Origin of the sequence: Pseudomonas sp. W2-17 (assembly GCF_041060445.1) — a bacterium.
Taxonomy (GTDB): domain Bacteria; phylum Pseudomonadota; class Gammaproteobacteria; order Pseudomonadales; family Pseudomonadaceae; genus Aquipseudomonas.
In genome coordinates, this window is sequence record NZ_JAUFNS010000004.1 from 24,022 (window position 1) to 40,476 (window position 16,455).

General features: G+C 61.1%; 13 protein-coding genes. 1 reads left to right on the forward strand and 12 read right to left on the reverse strand.

Features of this window, described 5'->3' with window-relative positions; genetic code table 11:
• Positions 1–25: 25 nt before the first annotated feature.
• From astD to acs, 11 genes are all read right to left on the reverse strand, one after another.
• The gene (gene astD, locus QWI20_RS05850; protein ID WP_369304622.1) at positions 26–1,495 is read right to left on the reverse strand and encodes a succinylglutamate-semialdehyde dehydrogenase; all 1,470 of its coding nucleotides are present in this window, start codon (positions 1,493–1,495) and stop codon (positions 26–28) included.
• The gene (gene astA, locus QWI20_RS05855; RefSeq protein ID WP_369304623.1) at positions 1,492–2,517 is read right to left on the reverse strand and encodes an arginine N-succinyltransferase; all 1,026 of its coding nucleotides are present in this window, start codon (positions 2,515–2,517) and stop codon (positions 1,492–1,494) included. The genes astD and astA overlap by 4 nt, the downstream gene beginning before the upstream one ends.
• Before the next feature lie 121 nt (positions 2,518–2,638).
• Positions 2,639–3,670 (reverse strand): arginine/ornithine succinyltransferase subunit alpha, encoded by a 1,032-nt coding sequence (gene aruF, locus QWI20_RS05860; protein WP_369304625.1) that lies wholly within the window; start codon positions 3,668–3,670, stop codon positions 2,639–2,641.
• Between the two features lie 211 nt (positions 3,671–3,881).
• On the reverse strand, positions 3,882–5,102 hold the full coding sequence (locus QWI20_RS05865; RefSeq protein WP_369304626.1) for an aspartate aminotransferase family protein: 1,221 nt from the start codon (positions 5,100–5,102) through the stop codon (positions 3,882–3,884).
• A 223-nt stretch (positions 5,103–5,325) separates the two neighbouring features.
• Positions 5,326–6,309: a transcriptional regulator ArgR gene (argR, locus tag QWI20_RS05870; RefSeq protein WP_369304627.1), complete on the reverse strand. Its 984-nt coding sequence runs from the start codon at positions 6,307–6,309 to the stop codon at positions 5,326–5,328.
• A gap of 147 nt (positions 6,310–6,456) precedes the next feature.
• On the reverse strand, positions 6,457–7,221 hold the full coding sequence (locus tag QWI20_RS05875; protein ID WP_192170999.1) for an ABC transporter ATP-binding protein: 765 nt from the start codon (positions 7,219–7,221) through the stop codon (positions 6,457–6,459).
• A gap of 21 nt (positions 7,222–7,242) precedes the next feature.
• Positions 7,243–8,355 (reverse strand): succinylglutamate desuccinylase/aspartoacylase family protein, encoded by a 1,113-nt coding sequence (locus tag QWI20_RS05880; protein WP_369304628.1) that lies wholly within the window; start codon positions 8,353–8,355, stop codon positions 7,243–7,245.
• A 1-nt stretch (position 8,356) separates the two neighbouring features.
• Positions 8,357–9,055: an ABC transporter permease gene (locus QWI20_RS05885; RefSeq protein ID WP_133773343.1), complete on the reverse strand. Its 699-nt coding sequence runs from the start codon at positions 9,053–9,055 to the stop codon at positions 8,357–8,359.
• Positions 9,052–9,741 (reverse strand): ABC transporter permease, encoded by a 690-nt coding sequence (locus tag QWI20_RS05890; RefSeq protein WP_065986205.1) that lies wholly within the window; start codon positions 9,739–9,741, stop codon positions 9,052–9,054. The genes QWI20_RS05885 and QWI20_RS05890 overlap by 4 nt, the downstream gene beginning before the upstream one ends.
• Positions 9,742–9,832: 91 nt before the next feature.
• On the reverse strand, positions 9,833–10,609 hold the full coding sequence (locus tag QWI20_RS05895; protein WP_369304629.1) for an ABC transporter substrate-binding protein: 777 nt from the start codon (positions 10,607–10,609) through the stop codon (positions 9,833–9,835).
• A gap of 1,339 nt (positions 10,610–11,948) precedes the next feature.
• The gene (gene acs, locus QWI20_RS05900) at positions 11,949–13,904 is read right to left on the reverse strand and encodes an acetate--CoA ligase (protein ID WP_122624629.1); all 1,956 of its coding nucleotides are present in this window, start codon (positions 13,902–13,904) and stop codon (positions 11,949–11,951) included.
• 446 nt (positions 13,905–14,350) lie between these two features.
• Between acs and QWI20_RS05905 the strand changes: the two genes are divergently transcribed.
• Complete coding sequence (locus QWI20_RS05905; RefSeq protein WP_369304632.1) at positions 14,351–14,617, forward strand: DUF2790 domain-containing protein; 267 nt, start codon at positions 14,351–14,353, stop codon at positions 14,615–14,617.
• A 148-nt stretch (positions 14,618–14,765) separates the two neighbouring features.
• Here the strand turns inward: QWI20_RS05905 and QWI20_RS05910 are convergent, their stop codons facing one another.
• Positions 14,766–16,319 carry a sigma-54-dependent transcriptional regulator gene (locus QWI20_RS05910; protein ID WP_346631111.1) on the reverse strand — a complete coding sequence of 518 codons (1,554 nt, stop codon included), beginning with the start codon at positions 16,317–16,319 and terminating at the stop codon, positions 14,766–14,768.
• Positions 16,320–16,455: the final 136 nt, after the last annotated feature.

The following is a 16,455-nucleotide window of genomic DNA, read 5'->3' on the forward strand; positions in this document are numbered from 1 at the left end:
TGCGCTGCGCTATCAAGGAGCGCGGTCAGTTCAGGGTGATGCCGGGCGTCAGGCTGGCAGGCAGTGCCAGGGTTTCGGTCTCCAGCGACGCCACCGGGTACGCGCAATAATCCGCCGCGTAGTAGGCGCTGGCGCGATGGTTGCCCGACGCGCCGACACCGCCGAACGGTGCCGTACTCGCCGCGCCGGTCAGTTGCTTGTTCCAGTTGACGATGCCTGCACGGCTCTGCAGCCAGAACTGCTGATAGCGCGCCTGGGAATCCGACAACAGCCCCGCCGCCAGCCCGTACTGCGTGGCATTGGCCTCTTCGATGGCTGCGTCGAACTCAGCGTAGCGAATCACCTGCAACAGCGGCCCGAACAGTTCCTCATCCTCACGATCTGCCACGTCGCTGACATCGATGATCCCCGGCGTCAGCAGCGCTGATTGCGCGGCAGGCTGGGTCATTTCGAGTAGGGCAACTGCGCCGTTGGCCAGCATCACTTCCTGGGCATCGATCAGTGCTTGCGCAGCGGCCAGGGAAATCACCGAGCCCATGAACGGCGCCGGCTGTTGATCGAACGCGCCGACCTGAATGGTCGAGGTCACTTCCATCAGCCGCGCCAGGAATGCATCGCCCCAGGCACCTTCGGGCACCAGCAGACGACGAGCGCATGTGCAGCGCTGGCCGGCAGAAATAAAGGCCGACTGGATCACGGTGTAAACCGCGGCATCGACATCGGCGACTTGATCGACCACCAGCGGGTTGTTGCCACCCATCTCCAGGGCCAGAATCTTGTCCGGGCGGCCAGCGAACTGTTGATGCAGGGAATTGCCGGTGCGGCTCGAACCGGTAAAGAACAACCCGTCGATGCCTGCATGGCCGGCCAGTGCGATGCCGGTGTCCCGAGCGCCTTGCAGCAGATTGAGCACGCCCGCCGGCAGCCCGGCTTCGATCCAGCACTGCACCGTCAGCTCGGCGACTTTGGGGGTCAGCTCGCTCGGCTTGAACACCACAGTGTTGCCCGCCAGCAGCGCCGGGACAATATGGCCGTTAGGCAGGTGACCCGGAAAGTTGTAAGGACCGAACACCGCCACCACACCGTGGGGCTTGTGCCGCAGCACAGCGGTGGCGTCGCCCAGCGGGCCGCTCTTCTCGCCGGTCCGCTCGCGGTAGCTCTGAATCGAAATCGCCACCTTGTTGGCCATGCTGGTCACTTCAGTCGCCGATTCCCACAGCGGCTTGCCGGTTTCCTCTCCGATGCAACGGGCGATTTCATCGGCGCGGTTCTTCAGCGCAGCGGCGAAGGCTTCGAGCACGGCAATGCGCTCGTCCAGACTGCGCGTCGCCCAGGCCGGAAACGCCTGCCGGGCGGATTTGACCGCCGCGTCGACCTGTTCAGCCGTTGCGCTCTTACCCGACCAGATGACCTGCTGGCTCACCGGGTTCAGGGAATCGAATGCGTCGCCCTGCCCGTCCTGCCAGGCACCGGCAATGTACAAAGTGTTCATCAAATACTCTCCCGAGCGGGCGACAGTTGCACGGCGCGGACTTGATCACCGGCGCTGAGGCGCAAGCGCTTGGCCGTTTGTGGATCGACCACCAATGTGCCGGCGGCAAGGCGCGCAGGCGCAGCGGTCACGCGGCAGTCTTCGCGCTTGCGGTTGTGGATAACGAATGGCGTCGCGTCGTCGCCCGGTGTGCCGACGGCCAGCACCAGCGCCTGGCTGTCGCGGACTGCGCGGATCTTGCTGGTTTCGCACTCGATGGCCGGGCCGGCGTCGAAAATGTCGACGTAACCTTGATAGCTGAAACCTTCGGCCTTGAGCATGGCCAGCGCCGGTTCGGTGCTGACGTGTACGCGGCCAATGACCTCGCGCGCGGCTTCTGAAAGGAAGCAGCTGTACAGCGGAAACTTGGGCATCAGCTCGGCGATGAAGGCGCGATTGCCGACACCAGTGAGGTAGTCGGCCTGGCTGAACTCCATTTTGAAGAAGTGTCGGCCCAGGCTTTCCCAGAACGGCGAATGACCCTGCTCGTCGGAGATGCCGCGCATTTCAGCGATGGTCTTGGTGCCGAACAGCTCCGGGAATTCGGCGATGAACAGCATCCGCGCCTTGGACAGCAAACGGCCATTGAGGCCATTGCGGTAGTCGGCGTGGAGGAACAGCGAGCACAGCTCGGAGTTGCCGGTGAGGTCATTGGCCAGGAACAGCGTCGGGATCTCCCGGTAGATATTCAGCTCTTGAGAAGCGCTGACCGTCAGGCCCACCCGGTAGTTGTACCAGGGCTCGCGCAGCCCCACAGCGCCCGCGACAGCGGAAATGCCCACGACTTTCTCGTCGTCATCTTCGAGCACGAACAGGTAGTCAGCGTCGCCCCGCCCGGCCTCGCCACGGAAGGTTTTCTCGGCCCAGCCGACCCGGTGCGCCAGACGCTCTTCATTGGCCGGCAATGTGGTCAGGCCTGCGCCGGTGCTGCGCGCCAGCTCGATCAGCGCCGGAAGGTCACTGCTGCGTACGGGACGAACGATCATGCTTTCTCCTCATGCCGTGGGTTCTGCAATCCCCGGCGAACTCGCTAACCTGCTTTACGGCGTAGGCCTGCTATCGCAGCGCCTGCCACCGTCAACTCATCTCATCCATCGAGCCCGGCGTTCAGACCGCGACAATGCGCACGCTGGCGCCTTCGCCGACACCCAGCGCTTCGGCCGCGGCCAGGCTCAGGGCCACTGGCTTGCCCGGCACCCAGTCCAGTTCCAGCATCACCGCGCGGTAATCCTGCAACTGGCCGTTGGAAACCAGATAAGGCCGCCCGCCCTTGACCGCATCACCGGTACTGACCGTGTCGACCTTGACCGGCACAACGCGGCTCTGGGCGATGGAGCGAATGCCGGACACCCGCGCGTGCAGGGTCGGCCCGCCGTCGAAAATGTCGATGTAATGGTCGGTCTCGAAGCCTTCGCGCATCAGGATGTCGAAAGTGATCTGCGCACGAGGATGAACCTGGCCCATGGCTTCCTGCGCTTCATCGGGCAGCAGCGGCACGTAGATCGGGTAATGGGGCATCAGCTCGGCGAGGAAGGTCCGGCTTTTCAGGCCGCACAGACGCTCGGCTTCGGCGTAGTTGATGTCGAAGAAGTTGCGGCCGATGGCGTCCCAGAACGGCGAGTCACCGTGGTCGTCGCTGTAACCGACGATCTCGGTCACCACTGAATCGGCGAAGCGCTCCGGGTGGCTGGCGACGAACAGCAGGCGGCCGCGGGAGTTGAGCTCCGACCACAGCGTGCCGACCAACTCGGGCAGCACGTAGAAGCTGGTCAGCAGGCTGTTGCCGGTGAGGTCGTGGCACTGCGAAAGCACGTGGATCTTGTTGTGAATCTTCAGTTCACGGGAGGCGTGGACGAAGGTTTCGTTGCGAAAGCTGTAGAAGGGCTCGGAATAGCCCGCCGAGGCGACGATTCCGGAACAGCCCACCAGACGACCGGACTCGGTGTCTTCGAGGACAAAGAAGTAGGTCTCTTCACCGTTGAAACTGACTTCCGCCGCGAACGAGGCTTCGGACGCAGCAATCTTGTCACCCAGACGTCCAGCGTCATCCGGCAGGGACGTGACACCAATCGGGCTGTCTGCCGCGAGTCGTTGAACCTCGCTCAGATCCGCCATTTGCGCGGGGCGCATCACCAGCATGGTGTCACTCCTTGAGAAAAAATCGGGCCGGTTTATCGGCGATAAAGAAAAAAGTTCTGTCTGGCTACAATTCGTAGGAGTGAGCTTGCTCGCGATAGCGGTAGGTCAGATGCAACCGTTTCGCTGACACACCGCGATCGCGAGCAAGCTCACTCCTACAGGGAATGCGTACGACATCAGCCGAAGGGTGTGTCCCGGTCGACCGAAAGACTTACGCCCCGGCCAGCTTGGCAACCGCCCGTTCGAAGCGGTTCAGGCCTTCTTCGATGTCGGCGTCTTCAACCACCAGGCTCGGCGCGAAACGCACCACATCGGGACCGGCCTGAAGCACCATCACGCCTTCCTGCTCGGCGGCATTGAAGAAGTCCTTGGCCTTGCCTTTCCAGGCGTCGGTCAACACGCAACCGATCAACAGACCCATGCCGCGCACCTGGCTGAACACGCCGTATTGCTGACCGATCTTCTCCAGACGAGCCTTGAACAATTCATGCTTGGCCTTCACGCCCGCCAATACTTCTGGGGTGTTGACCACGTCGATGACCGCCTCGCCCACCGCGCACGCCAGCGGGTTGCCGCCGTAGGTGGTGCCGTGAACGCCAACGGCCAGGTGCTTGGCGAGTTTTTCAGTGGTCAGCATGGCCGCCATCGGGAAACCGCCGCCGATGCTTTTCGCGCTGGAGAGGATGTCCGGCGTCACGCTGTAATGCATGTACGCAAACAGGTGACCGCTGCGGCCCATGCCGCTCTGGACTTCGTCGAAGACCAGCAGCGCGTTGTGCTCGTCGCACAATTTGCGCGCGCCTTGCAGGTATTCAAGTTCGGCCGGCAGTACGCCGCCCTCGCCCTGGATCGGCTCGAGCACCACCGCGCAGGTCTTGTCCGAGACGGCGGCCTTCAGCGCGTCGAGGTCATTGAAAGGGACGTGGGTAATGCCGGTGATTTTCGGGCCGAAGCCGTCGGAGTATTTCGGCTGACCACCGACGCTCACGGTGAACAGGGTGCGGCCGTGAAAGCTGTTCAGGGCAGCGACGATTTCGTACTTGTCCGGGCCGTAGAGGTCGTGGGCCACGCGACGGGCCAGCTTGAAGGCGGCTTCGTTGGCTTCGGCGCCAGAGTTACAGAAGAACACGCGGTCGGCGAAGGTGGCGTCAACCAGCTTCTTGGCAAAACGCAGCGCCGGTTCGTTGGTGAAGACGTTGGAGACGTGCCACAACTTGTTGGCCTGCTCGGTTAGCGCGCCGACCAGCGCAGGGTGCGCATGGCCCAGCACGTTGACCGCGATGCCGCCGGAGAAATCAACCCGTTCGCGACCCGACTGATCCCAGACGCGAGAACCCTGACCGCGGACGGGGATGAACGCTGCCGGGGCATAGTTGGGGACCATCACCTGGTCGAAATCGGCACGTTGCACCGGTACTTGCTCAACGGACATCGGAGTCTCCTGAAGAGGAACGCCTGCCTGGGACTGGCGAGCGATGGAAGGATTGTAAGGACTGATTCGGGCCGGGCCTTGCCGCCAAGCGACAACTTCTTATAGCGCCAAACCGGCTTTTTACGGGGTTTTCGGCAATGCGACAAATTGCGTCACAAAGGCGCAGTTTAAACGTTGGCGTGCGCGTGTAGCAGTGTTGAGCTGAAAGGGACGCATCCGGACATCAACCGCGCTCGGCCGGCACCGATGACAATTCGAACGGGCTGCTGCTGCGGCGCTGGTTGCGGTCTTCACGGGGGGTGGCGCCGAAGAAGTTGCGGTAGGCGCTGGAGAAATGCGGCCCCGAAGAGAACCCGCAGGACAGGCCGATCTGAATGATCGATTTGCTGGTTTGCATCAGCATCTGCCGGGCCTTGTTCAGGCGCAATTCGAGGTAATACTGGCTCGGCACGCGATTGAGGTACTGCTTGAAGATGCGCTCCAGTTGACGGCGCGACACGCACACGTGCTGGGCGATTTCGTCGGTGGTCAGCGGTTCTTCGATGTTGGCTTCCATCAACAGCACTGCCTGGGTCAGCTTCGGGTGGCTGGAGCCGAGACGGTTCTGCAGCGGAATCCGCTGGCGCTCGCCGCCTTCACGAATGCGTTCCACCACCAGTTCTTCCGACACCGCGCCAGCCAGCTCGGCGCCGTGATCACGGGCCAGCACGGCCAGCAACAGATCCAGCACCGACATCCCGCCGCAGGCCGTCAGGCGATCGCGATCCCAGTCGAACAAATGACTGGTGGCGATGACCTTGGGGAAGCGCTCGGCGAAATCGTCCTGCCAGCGCCAGTGCACCGCGGCACGGTAACCGTCGAGCAAACCCAGTTGCGCCAGCGGATAGACGCCCGCCGACAACCCACCGATCACGCAGCCGGCGCGGACCAGTTGCTTTAGCGCGCCACCCAGGGCCGAAGACATCGGCGCCGGCGGCTCGTCCGCCAGCAGAAACAGCTTCTGAAACCCTTCCAGACGACCGACCCAGGGCTCGCCCGGCAATTGCCAACCGGTGCCATCAACGGGCGGTTCGGCCTGCAGAAACGACAGTTCGTACACCACTTCGGGGTGAACGCGCTGAGCAACACGCAGGGCTTCCTCCGCCAGCGCCAGGGTCAAGGCTTTGGTGCCGGGCCAGATGAGAAATCCGATTCGATGGGCAGTCATGGCGTGCAATCCGAAACGTGTCGCTAAAAGGGGTCGCACGTCAGGTGCGATGGGAATCTGTAACGTTCAGTCAATGGCTGCGGTCTGAATGACGCGCAGCATGAACCGTTCTGAAGCAAAACGCACCGCTCTCAGATGGCGGGCTGGTTACTTCAAACTGCCGGACAGGAACTGCTGCAAACGCTCGGATTTCGGATTGACCAGCACTTCACGAGGATTGCCGGATTCCTCGACCAGGCCTTTGTGCAGGAAGATCAGCTGATTCGACACTTCACGGGCGAAGCCCATTTCGTGGGTGACCACCACCATGGTCCGGCCTTCCTGGGCCAGCGCCTGCATGACTTTCAACACGTCGCCGACAAGCTCAGGGTCCAGCGCCGAGGTAGGTTCGTCGAACAGCATGACTTCAGGCTCCACCGCCAGCGCCCGGGCAATCGCCACGCGCTGCTGTTCGCCGCCGGACATGTGCCCTGGATAAGCATCCTTGCGGTGATAGACGCCGACCTTGTTCAGATAATGTTCGGCCTTTTCCAGCGCTTCTTTCTTCGGCACGCCCAATACATGCACCGGCGCCTCAATGATGTTTTCCATCGCCGTCATGTGCGACCACAGGTTGAAGTGCTGAAACACCATCGACAGGCGCGAGCGCATGCGCTGCAGCTGTTTCGGGTCAGCCGCCTTCAGGCCGCCGTCCTTGTTGGAGACCAGCTTGAGCTCTTCGTTGTTGAGCAGGATGCGGCCGGATTTCGGCTGCTCCAGCAAGTTGATGCAGCGCAGAAACGTACTCTTGCCCGAGCCACTGGAGCCGATGATGCTGATGACATCGCCGGCCTTGGCGGTCAGCGAAACGCCTTTAAGCACTTCGTGACTGCCATAGCACTTGTGCAGGTCCTGGACTTCCAGTTTGTTCATGATGTCGGTTCTCACAAGTAATCAGTCACTGAGCAGGCGGCCGCTGCGCAACGGTGTGCGGCCGGCCACCTTGGCCATCCAGAAACCCGGCTGGGCGTAACGCAGTTTTTCGATGGCGAACAGCACCCCGGCGGTGCCGGAACAGACGGTGGTGGCGCGATCGGTCAACGGGTCGATGACTTCGAACAGCGGCTCGCCGAGCTCGACCCACGCTCCCGCTGGACGTAAAAACGTCAGCACGCCGGGATGAGGCGCATAAATCATTTCGGTGCCTTCGAACGGCATGCCTTCGCAGGCTTCGTGGCTCGGTTGCGGCCACTCGCCGCTGATCAGACCCTGCTCGGCCAGAAACGCCAGAATGCCTTCGGCGTAGGCCTCGGCTTCGGCCTTGCCGGTGTTGGCCTGGCCGCCCAGTTCGAGGGTAGTCGCCAGGCACGCCAGCGGAATCTGCGCGTCCGGAAACTGCTTGGACAAGCGCAACCACGGCAGCGAACAGGCTTCGTCGAACGAGCTGCCGCCGGAATCTTCGGCCAGCAGCGCGACGGTCACCCCCAGATGCGCCGACAGCGAACGCCATTGCGGCCAGTGCTGCGGCAAGGCGTACATGTGCAGCGAAGCGTCGGTGTCGCAATGCAGGTCCAGCACCACGTCGGCGTTGCAGGCATGACTGAGCAAGACGCGCTGCATACCGGCCAGCTCGCTGCCGGCCGGCGGTAATTGCTCGAGCACGTCGGCCATGGCCTGACGAATCAGTTTGACGTTGGCGTGGGGGTCGTCACCGAGCTTGCCCGCCAGCGCCTGGGCGACCGGCTCGCTCAGCTCGGTGAAATCGCGATTGAAGTTCTTGCCGCTGCCATACTCGAAACGGCCCTGGTGGTTGCCCTGCAGCAACTGGCCCAGACCAATCGGGTTGGCAACCGGCACCAGCTCGATGACGCCCTTGAGCAGGCCCTGTTCTTCCAGCTGGGTCAGGCGTTTCTTCAATTCCCAGGCGGTGCGCATGCCCGGCAGCTCATCGGCGTGCAGGCTGGCCTGGATGTAGGCCTTGCGCTCGCCCTGCCCGAAACGGAACACACTCAAGGTGCGCTGGGTGCCGAGGTTGCCCCACGGCAGATCGTGATCGATGCGCTGCATATCAGTGCTTCCTCGGTGCCAGGTAACTGAGCCAGCGGCGCTCGGCCAGCTTGAACAGTTTCACCAGAATGAACGTCAGGCACAGGTAGAAAACGCCTGCGGTGATGTAGGCCTCGAACGGCAGGTAGAACTGCGCGTTGACCGCGCGCGCCGCACCGGTGATGTCCATCAACGTGACAATGGAAGCCAGACTGGTGGTCTGCAGCATCATGATCACTTCGTTGCTGTACTGCGGCAGCGCCCGGCGCAGGGCCGATGGCAGCAGGATTCGGCGGTACATCTTGGCTTTGGACATACCGATTGCCCGCGCTGCTTCGATCTCGCCCGGCGGCGTGGATTTCAGGCTGCCGGCGATGATTTCAGCGGTGTAGGCGCTGGTGTTGATGGCGAAGGCCAGGCACGCGCAGAAGGTCGCGCTCGACAGCCATGGCCACAGGATGCTTTCACGCACCGCTTCGAATTGCGCCAGTCCGTAGTAGATGAGGAACAGCTGCACCAGCATCGGCGTGCCGCGAATGACGTAGGTGTAGCTCCACGCCAGCAGATTGACCCAGGCGATTTTCGACACGCGCATCAGGCCCAGCGGCAGTGCGGCGAGCAGACCGAAAAACAGCGACAGCGCGAGCAATTTGAGGGTGATCAGCAGGCCGCCGAAGTACAGCGGCAGGCTTTCCCAGACGACGTTGTAATCGAAAATCATAGGTCTGCCACCCTCACGCCGGCCGAGTAACGTTTTTCGATATAGCGCAGTACCAGCAGCGAGACGCTGGTGATCACCAGGTACATGGCCGCGACTGCGAGGAAGAAAGTGAAGGGTTCGCGGGTGGCATCGGCCGCCTGCTTGGCCTTGAACATCATGTCCTGCAGACCGACCACGGAAATCAGCGCGGTGGCCTTGGTCAGTACCAGCCAGTTATTGGTGAACCCGGGGATCGCCAGACGAATCATCTGCGGCACCAGAATGCGGAAGAACACCCGGCCACTGCTCATGCCGTAGGCCATGCCTGCTTCGGCCTGCCCTTTGGGGATGGCCATGAACGCGCCGCGGAAGGTCTCCGACAGGTACGCGCCAAAGATGAAACCCAGCGTGCCGATACCGGCCACCAGCGGGTTAAGGTCGATGTAGTCGTCGTGACCGAGCAGCGGCGCGATGCGGTTGAGCAGGTCCTGGCCACCGTAGAAGATCAGCAGAATCAGCACCAGATCGGGAATGCCGCGGATCACGGTGGAATACAGATCGCCCAGCCATGCCAGCCAGCGCACCGGCGACAGCCGCAATGCCACGCCGATCAGGCCGAGCACGATCGCCAGCGCCATGGAGCACAGAGCGAGCTGCAAGGTCAGCCATGCACCGTCGAGGATGACGGCTCCGTAACCTTTCAACATGTTGTTTGGCCCTCAAGCGCGGGATAGAAAAATGGCGCAATCAGTCGGTGCGGTGACCGGCTGCTTGCGCCATTGACGGCTTCAAACCACGTTACTTGCCGTAGATATCGAAGTCGAAGTACTTGTCTTGAATGGCTTTGTATTTGCCGTTGGCACGAATGGCCGCGATGGCTGCGTTGAGCTTGTCCAGATCAGCCTTGTCGCCTTTGCGCACGGCAATGCCGACGCCGTCGCCGAAGTAGTTGACGTCGGTGAAGGCCGGGCCGACGAATGCGTAGCCTTTGCCCGATTCGGTATTGAGGAAGCCGTCCTGCAGCAGGGTGGCATCCGCCACGGTGCCATCGAGACGACCGGCGCCGATGTCCAGATAGACTTCGTTCTGCGAGCTGTACGGCTTGATTTCAGCACCCAGCGGGGCCAGGACTTCGCGGGCGAAACGCTCGTGAATCGAGCCGCGCTGCACGCCGATGTTCTTGCCCTTGAGTTCGGTCAAACCGTCGCTGACGACGGTGCCCTGCTTCATGACCAGACGGGCCGGGGTGTTGTAGTACTTGTTGGTGAAGTCGACGGACTTCTTGCGGTCTTCGGTGATGGACATCGAGGACAGGATGGCGTCGATCTTGCGCACTTTCAGCGCCGGGATCAGGCCGTCGAATTCTTGCTCGACCCATACGCACTTGACCTTCATCTCTTCGCACAGGGCGTTGCCGATGTCGTAGTCGAAACCGACGATGCTGCCGTCCGGCGCCTTGGAGGCAAACGGAGGGTACGCCGCTTCGATGCCGATCTTCATGGGCTTTTCATCGGCGAACACGGGCTGTGCCAATACGGTCAGTGCCAGCGCACCCAGCAGCATGAGCTTTTTCATTTCTTGGAACTCCATCGGTATAACGCGACAAATGGCAGTGAGCGAGACGCTCAATGAACAGGAGGAATCAGAAATTGCGACGCGAGGTGCCGGCGGGTCTCTGGACCCGACAAGCCTTCGGCGAGTGGTCGGCATTTTAGCGGCAGGCTGAAAGTCGATATTTCTTCAATGCGACAACTAGTTACAGAAGCACATGAAATCGTGATCAGGCCAATTGACATCCAAAAAGCTTTATGCAAGTGCCAGAGTTGGCAAACCTATCAACGAAGCAAATAACGCGCCCATTATTGGCAAAGCCTTATGATCCGGCAAGTCCAGCGTGGGAGCGGGTTGATTCGGGGCGATGAAATGCGCTGTTTTCGGGTGGAAAGGCCCCACAGCGCGGCGGGAGGTTACGAGGGCGGATGTGCGGTAACAAATCGATAATTCCCGATTCTTCGGGGGACCGTCCGGGTTCTTAAGCTCAAGAGCGTCCGCCTGGGGGCGGACTGTTTCGCCTTCGGCGAGTTACTTGGAAAAGCACCCCAAGTAACCAAGGGTGCCTGCTCTCGGTTTGGCCCGACTTCGTCGGGTTCCCTCACTCCGACGACGCTCCGTGGGCCCGCGCCGAACGGACATCCATGTCCTGACGGCGCTCTCGCCGCATCCATGCGGCTCGACCCACTCCGCGTCGTCTGCGTTCGGCCTGCACCAAAGTCGCGATTGGCGGTGTTAGAACCTCTTGCGTATGAAGATCAAGATCAGATCGAAGGCAGATCGAGGGCGGATCGAGGGCGGATCAGTCGCCATGGACTTGTGGGAGTGAGCTTGCTCACGAAGGGGTTGGTACATCCATCGAATATCTGGTGCTTGGAATACAGCATTCGCGAGCAAGCTCGCTCCCACAGGGAGGGGGTGCGATCAGCAAAATTGTTGGCGCCTGGACTGGCCTCTTCCCGGCTAAAGCCGGTCCCACTGACAGCAGCGCGTTCAGTCAGTAGGACTGGCTCCGACTGTAGGACCGGCTTCAGCCGGGAAGCTTTTGCTTTTGCAGTTGATCTTCTACGCGATAGTCCAGACACCGCAAAACGCGACTTGGGTGCAGGCTGAACGGAGGTCTCGCGGAGTGGGCTGAGCCGCATGGATGCGGCGAGAGCGCCGTCAGGACATGGATGTCCGTTCGGCGCGGGCCCACGGAGCGGGACCGGAGTGAGGGTATTCCGACGAAGGAGGAACCAAGCCAGGAGCAAGCACCCTTGGTTACTTGGGGTGCTTTTCCAAGTAACTCGCCGAAGGCGAAACGTCTGCCGTTAGGCAGACGCTCTTGATCTTAGCGATTGTCGCTCCGGAAGCACGACCGTCAGGCCGCAGTCATGGTCTTGTGGGTCTCAACCAGATGCGCAACCACGCTCGGATCGGCCAGCGTGGAGATGTCGCCCAGCGCGTCGTACTCCCCGGTAGCGATCTTGCGCAGGATGCGTCGCATGATCTTGCCGGAACGGGTCTTCGGCAGACCCGGTGCCCACTGAATCACATCCGGCGAAGCGATCGGCCCGATCTCCTTGCGCACCCAGTTGCGCAATTCGATACGCAACGCTTCGTCCGGCACCTCACCGCCATTGAGGGTGACGTAGACATAGATCCCCTGCCCCTTCAGATCGTGAGGCACACCCACGACAGCCGCCTCGGCAACTTTCGGGTGGGCCACCATCGCGCTCTCGATCTCGGCGGTGCCCATGCGGTGGCCGGACACGTTGAGCACGTCGTCGACGCGGCCGGTGATCCAGTAGTAACCGTCTTCGTCGCGACGGGCGCCGTCACCGGTGAAATACATGCCGCGGAAGGTCTTGAAGTACGTGTCGACAAAACGGTCGTGGTCGCCGTAAAGACTGCGCGACTGACCTGGCCACGAGTCGAGAATCACCAGATTGCCTTCCGCTGCGCCTTCAATGAGGTTGCCCAGGTTATCCACAAGGGCCGGAATCACGCCGAAGAACGGACGCGTCGCCGAACCAGGCTTCAAGGCAATGGCGCCAGGCAGCGGGCTGATCAGAATGCCGCCAGTTTCGGTTTGCCACCAGGTGTCCACAATCGGACAGTTCTTTTTGCCGACCGTGTTGTAGTACCAGTTCCAGGCTTCCGGGTTGATCGGCTCGCCCACCGAACCCAACAGGCGCAGGCTCGAACCGTCCGCGCCCTCTACGGCTTTGGTGCCCTCGGCCATCATGGCGCGGATGGCGGTCGGTGCGGTGTAGAGGATGTTGACCTTGTGCTTGTCGACAATCTTCGACACGCGGGTGATGTCCGGGTAATTCGGCACCCCTTCGAACAGCAGCGTGGTCGCGCCATTGGCCAGCGGGCCGTAGACGATGTAGCTGTGGCCGGTGACCCAACCGACGTCCGCGGTGCACCAGTACACTTCGCCCGGACGATAGTCGAACACGCGCTCGTGGGTCAGCGCCGCGTACAGCAGATAGCCCGCAGTGGTGTGCAACACGCCCTTTGGTTTGCCAGTGGAGCCCGAGGTGTAAAGGATGAACAGCGATTCTTCGGCGCCCATTTCTTTCGGTGCGCAGGTGCTCGATGCCACGTCCAGCAGCGAGTGGTACCAGATGTCGCGATGACGGTTCCACTCGATGTCGCCGCCGGTGCGTTTGCACACGATGACCTTCTGTACGCTCGCCGTTTCCGGATTGGTCAGCGCACGGTCGACGTTGGCCTTCATGGCGGTCTTCTTGCCGCCACGCAGCCCTTCGTCAGCGGTGATCACCACTTTCGATTTGCAGTCGATGATGCGACCGGCCAGTGCTTCCGGGGAGAAACCACCGAACACCACGGAGTGAATGGCACCGATGCGCGCGCAGGCCAGCATGGCAACCACGGCTTCGGGAATCATCGGCATATAAATGGTGACGACATCGCCGCGATGGACATCCTGCCCGCGCAGCGCGTTGGCGAACTTGCAGACTTCTTCGTGCAGCTCACGGTAGGTAATGTTGCGGCTCTCGGAAGGATCGTCGCCTTCCCAGATGATCGCGATCGAATCGCCGCGCTCGGCCAGATGGCGGTCGAGGCAGTTGTAGGAAACGTTCAGGGTGCCGTCGGCGAACCACTTGATGTCGACGCGGTGGTCGTCGAACGAGGTCTGTTTAACGGTGGTGAATGGCTTGATCCAGTCAAGGCGCTGGGCTTGTTCGCGCCAGAAGCCATCGGGATTGACCACCGACTGCTGGTACATCGCCTTGTAGGTCGCCTCGTCAGTCAGCGTATTGGCTGCCACTTCAGGGCGGACGGGGTACAGGGAAGCCGCACTCATCTTTCTTACCTCGGTGGAAATGTTGTTGTTTTATGACCCTGTTGTATCCGCCGATGGCTGCAAAGGCCATTCGACGATGGTCTTACCGACTCCGAGCATAGCGCCGAAAGCAGGTCCAGTGCCCGACTCCAGGCAAATCTTCATCCCGGCTACGACTGAAGAACCCATCGAACGCTGCCACAACCCGAAAACGGCGATTGTTGCCGTTTTGCTCAATAGACTTTATCAGAATGGTTTCTATATGAATTCAGAACGAGGGCATAGAATCCGTTCCGCCAACACGGCAAATGATTGATAAATAACAGCCCCCCACACTGGACTGTCAATCAACTTAACCTACCCGGTCATGATTCGCTTCACGCAGAGCCCCAAAAAGGTTTTGTGCACCCTGTCGGCCGCACTTCTTGCGACGCAGTGTGAATGAAGCAACTTAGAGGAAATGAGTAATGAAAGCTGCACTGGTTGTAATGGCTCTTTGTGGTTTCAGCGCCATGGCAATGGCAGAAGAATCCGGCGCGAAAGTGGCGGCTCAGCAACAGCGTGTCGAGGAGTACACCTACTCCACCAAACTGGATATCGCCAAGGTCATTTCGGTGGATGAAGTGCCGAACGTCTGCCGGGTCGTCCCGCAGCACATGACTTACGAAGACTCGCAGGGCAAACGCCACGTGCTTGAGTATCAGGTCATGGGCAACGGTTGCAGCAACGGTTGATCAGTACGCCCTGTTGATCAGTTGAGCGCGTCGCTTACTTGCAAGAGCGCGGCGCGCTTGCCCGCGAATTGCGGTGTATGAGTTTATATATCCGCTGGCAGCATTACGAATTCGCGAACATGCGCGCTTCTACAGTCATGAACAACTATCAACTCTGGCCTATTCCATAGTGCTTCAACTTATTGGCGACAGTTGTATGGGAAACACCCAATCGCTTGCCTAATAAACGGCTGCTCGGGTGTGCCGCATAGAGCTGCTCAAGTACTGCCTTCTCGAATCGCCCGACAATATCTTCCAGCCCGCCTTCCAGAGAGAAGTCGCCCAAGGGTGGGCGCACGCCATAATCCGGCAGACGAATATGTTCGGCTTTCACCCATTTGCCGTCGCACAGGGAAACAGCCTGGAACAATACGTTTTCCAGTTGCCGTACATTGCCGGGCCAATCGTATTGACTGAGGCGTTCCATTGCCGCAGGCGCCAGCCGGGGCAAGGTGCAGCCGATCTGCCGGCTGGCCTGATCGAGAAAGTGCTCAACCAGCGGCGCGAGGCCGTCCAGGCAGTCGCGCAGGGGCGGAATGTGCAGCGACAACACGTTCAGCCGGTGGTAGAGGTCCTGGCGGAATTCGCCTCGGGCACAGAGTTCGGACAAGTCCACTTGCGTCGCGCAGATGATGCGCACGTCCAGGTACACCTCTTCGTCGCTGCCTACGCGTCGAAAGCAGCCTTCCTGCAAATAGCGCAGCAGTTTCGCCTGCAACCGGGCACTCATTTCCGCAACGCCGTCGAGAAACAACGTGCCGCCCGAGGTTAGCTCCAACAACCCCAACTTGCCTTCGGCACGGGCACCTTCGAACGCGCCGGGGCCATAGCCGAACAACTCGGTCTCGGCCATGGATTCGGAGAACCCTGCGCAGTTGAGTGCCATCATCGGGGACTGGCCGCGAGGGCTGGCCAGGTGACAGGCCCGCGCCAGCAGTTCTTTACCCGTTCCGGTTTCGCCTTCGATCAGCAACGGCGCATCCAGCGGCGCCATGCGCCGGGCCTCCCGGACCACGGCCGCCATCACTTTCGAGCTTTGAAAGATGCTGTCGAACCCCCGCAGCTCCTGCTTGCGCACGTTATAGATGTGCTCGCCGACCCGGTCGGCGCGGTGCAGCGTCAGCACCGCGCCGGCCATGGCTTCGCTGTCTTCGTGCTCGGATTGCAGGGGCGCGATGTCAGCCAGAAAGATGTCGCCTTTGACCTTCACGCGCAGACCGTTGATGCGCGAGCGATTGGCGCGCACCAGTTGCGGCAGGTCGAAATCCTCGGCGTAACGGGACAGCGGAATGCCCGGTACTTCATCGACCCGCACGCCCAGCAACTGCGCCGCGGCGCGGTTGGCCGCGACGATGGAGCCGCCCATGTCGATGGAGAGCACGGGAAACTCAAGGGCGCCAAGCAAGGCGTTTAGCTCCATGTGCCGACGCTCGCTGGGCATTAGTCCCACACGCTTGACACCAAATACCCCGGCGACGGTCTCGAATTTCGGCACCAGCGCCTGGAACTGCAGATTGATCAGGTTCGGGCAGCGCAGGTAGATCGCGTCGCCATGCTCACCGCCGACTTCTCCGCCGGAGACATTGACGCCGTAAGCGACCAGCAGCTCAAGGATGTCGCGCAGGATACCGACGCGGTTCTGACAGTGGACTTTGATACGCATGGAGGGCTCGCCGGCGTGACATCGATTTCGGAATCGAGCGAGTTTAGCGTCAAGAATATGTTACAGCGCAAGGGCCGAATGAGGCAGCACGGCGGATGTATTCAGGCGAAGCAGATTAACCGTCACGATTTCTTTA

Bases quoted from the DNA above. Each gene is read 5' to 3' on its own strand.
- astA (WP_369304623.1), bottom strand. From the start codon at position 2,517: ATGATCGTTCGTCCCGTACGCAGCAGTGACCTTCCGGCGCTGATCGAG.
- aruF (WP_369304625.1), bottom strand. From the start codon at position 3,670: ATGCTGGTGATGCGCCCCGCGCAAATGGCGGATCTGAGCGAGGTTCAA.
- QWI20_RS05865 (WP_369304626.1), bottom strand. From the start codon at position 5,102: ATGTCCGTTGAGCAAGTACCGGTGCAACGTGCCGATTTCGACCAGGTG.
- argR (WP_369304627.1), bottom strand. From the start codon at position 6,309: ATGACTGCCCATCGAATCGGATTTCTCATCTGGCCCGGCACCAAAGCC.
- QWI20_RS05875 (WP_192170999.1), bottom strand. From the start codon at position 7,221: ATGAACAAACTGGAAGTCCAGGACCTGCACAAGTGCTATGGCAGTCAC.
- QWI20_RS05880 (WP_369304628.1), bottom strand. From the start codon at position 8,355: ATGCAGCGCATCGATCACGATCTGCCGTGGGGCAACCTCGGCACCCAG.
- QWI20_RS05885 (WP_133773343.1), bottom strand. From the start codon at position 9,055: ATGATTTTCGATTACAACGTCGTCTGGGAAAGCCTGCCGCTGTACTTC.
- QWI20_RS05890 (WP_065986205.1), bottom strand. From the start codon at position 9,741: ATGTTGAAAGGTTACGGAGCCGTCATCCTCGACGGTGCATGGCTGACC.
- QWI20_RS05895 (WP_369304629.1), bottom strand. From the start codon at position 10,609: ATGAAAAAGCTCATGCTGCTGGGTGCGCTGGCACTGACCGTATTGGCA.
- acs (WP_122624629.1), bottom strand. From the start codon at position 13,904: ATGAGTGCGGCTTCCCTGTACCCCGTCCGCCCTGAAGTGGCAGCCAAT.
- QWI20_RS05905 (WP_369304632.1), top strand. From the start codon at position 14,351: ATGAAAGCTGCACTGGTTGTAATGGCTCTTTGTGGTTTCAGCGCCATG.
- QWI20_RS05910 (WP_346631111.1), bottom strand. From the start codon at position 16,319: ATGCGTATCAAAGTCCACTGTCAGAACCGCGTCGGTATCCTGCGCGAC.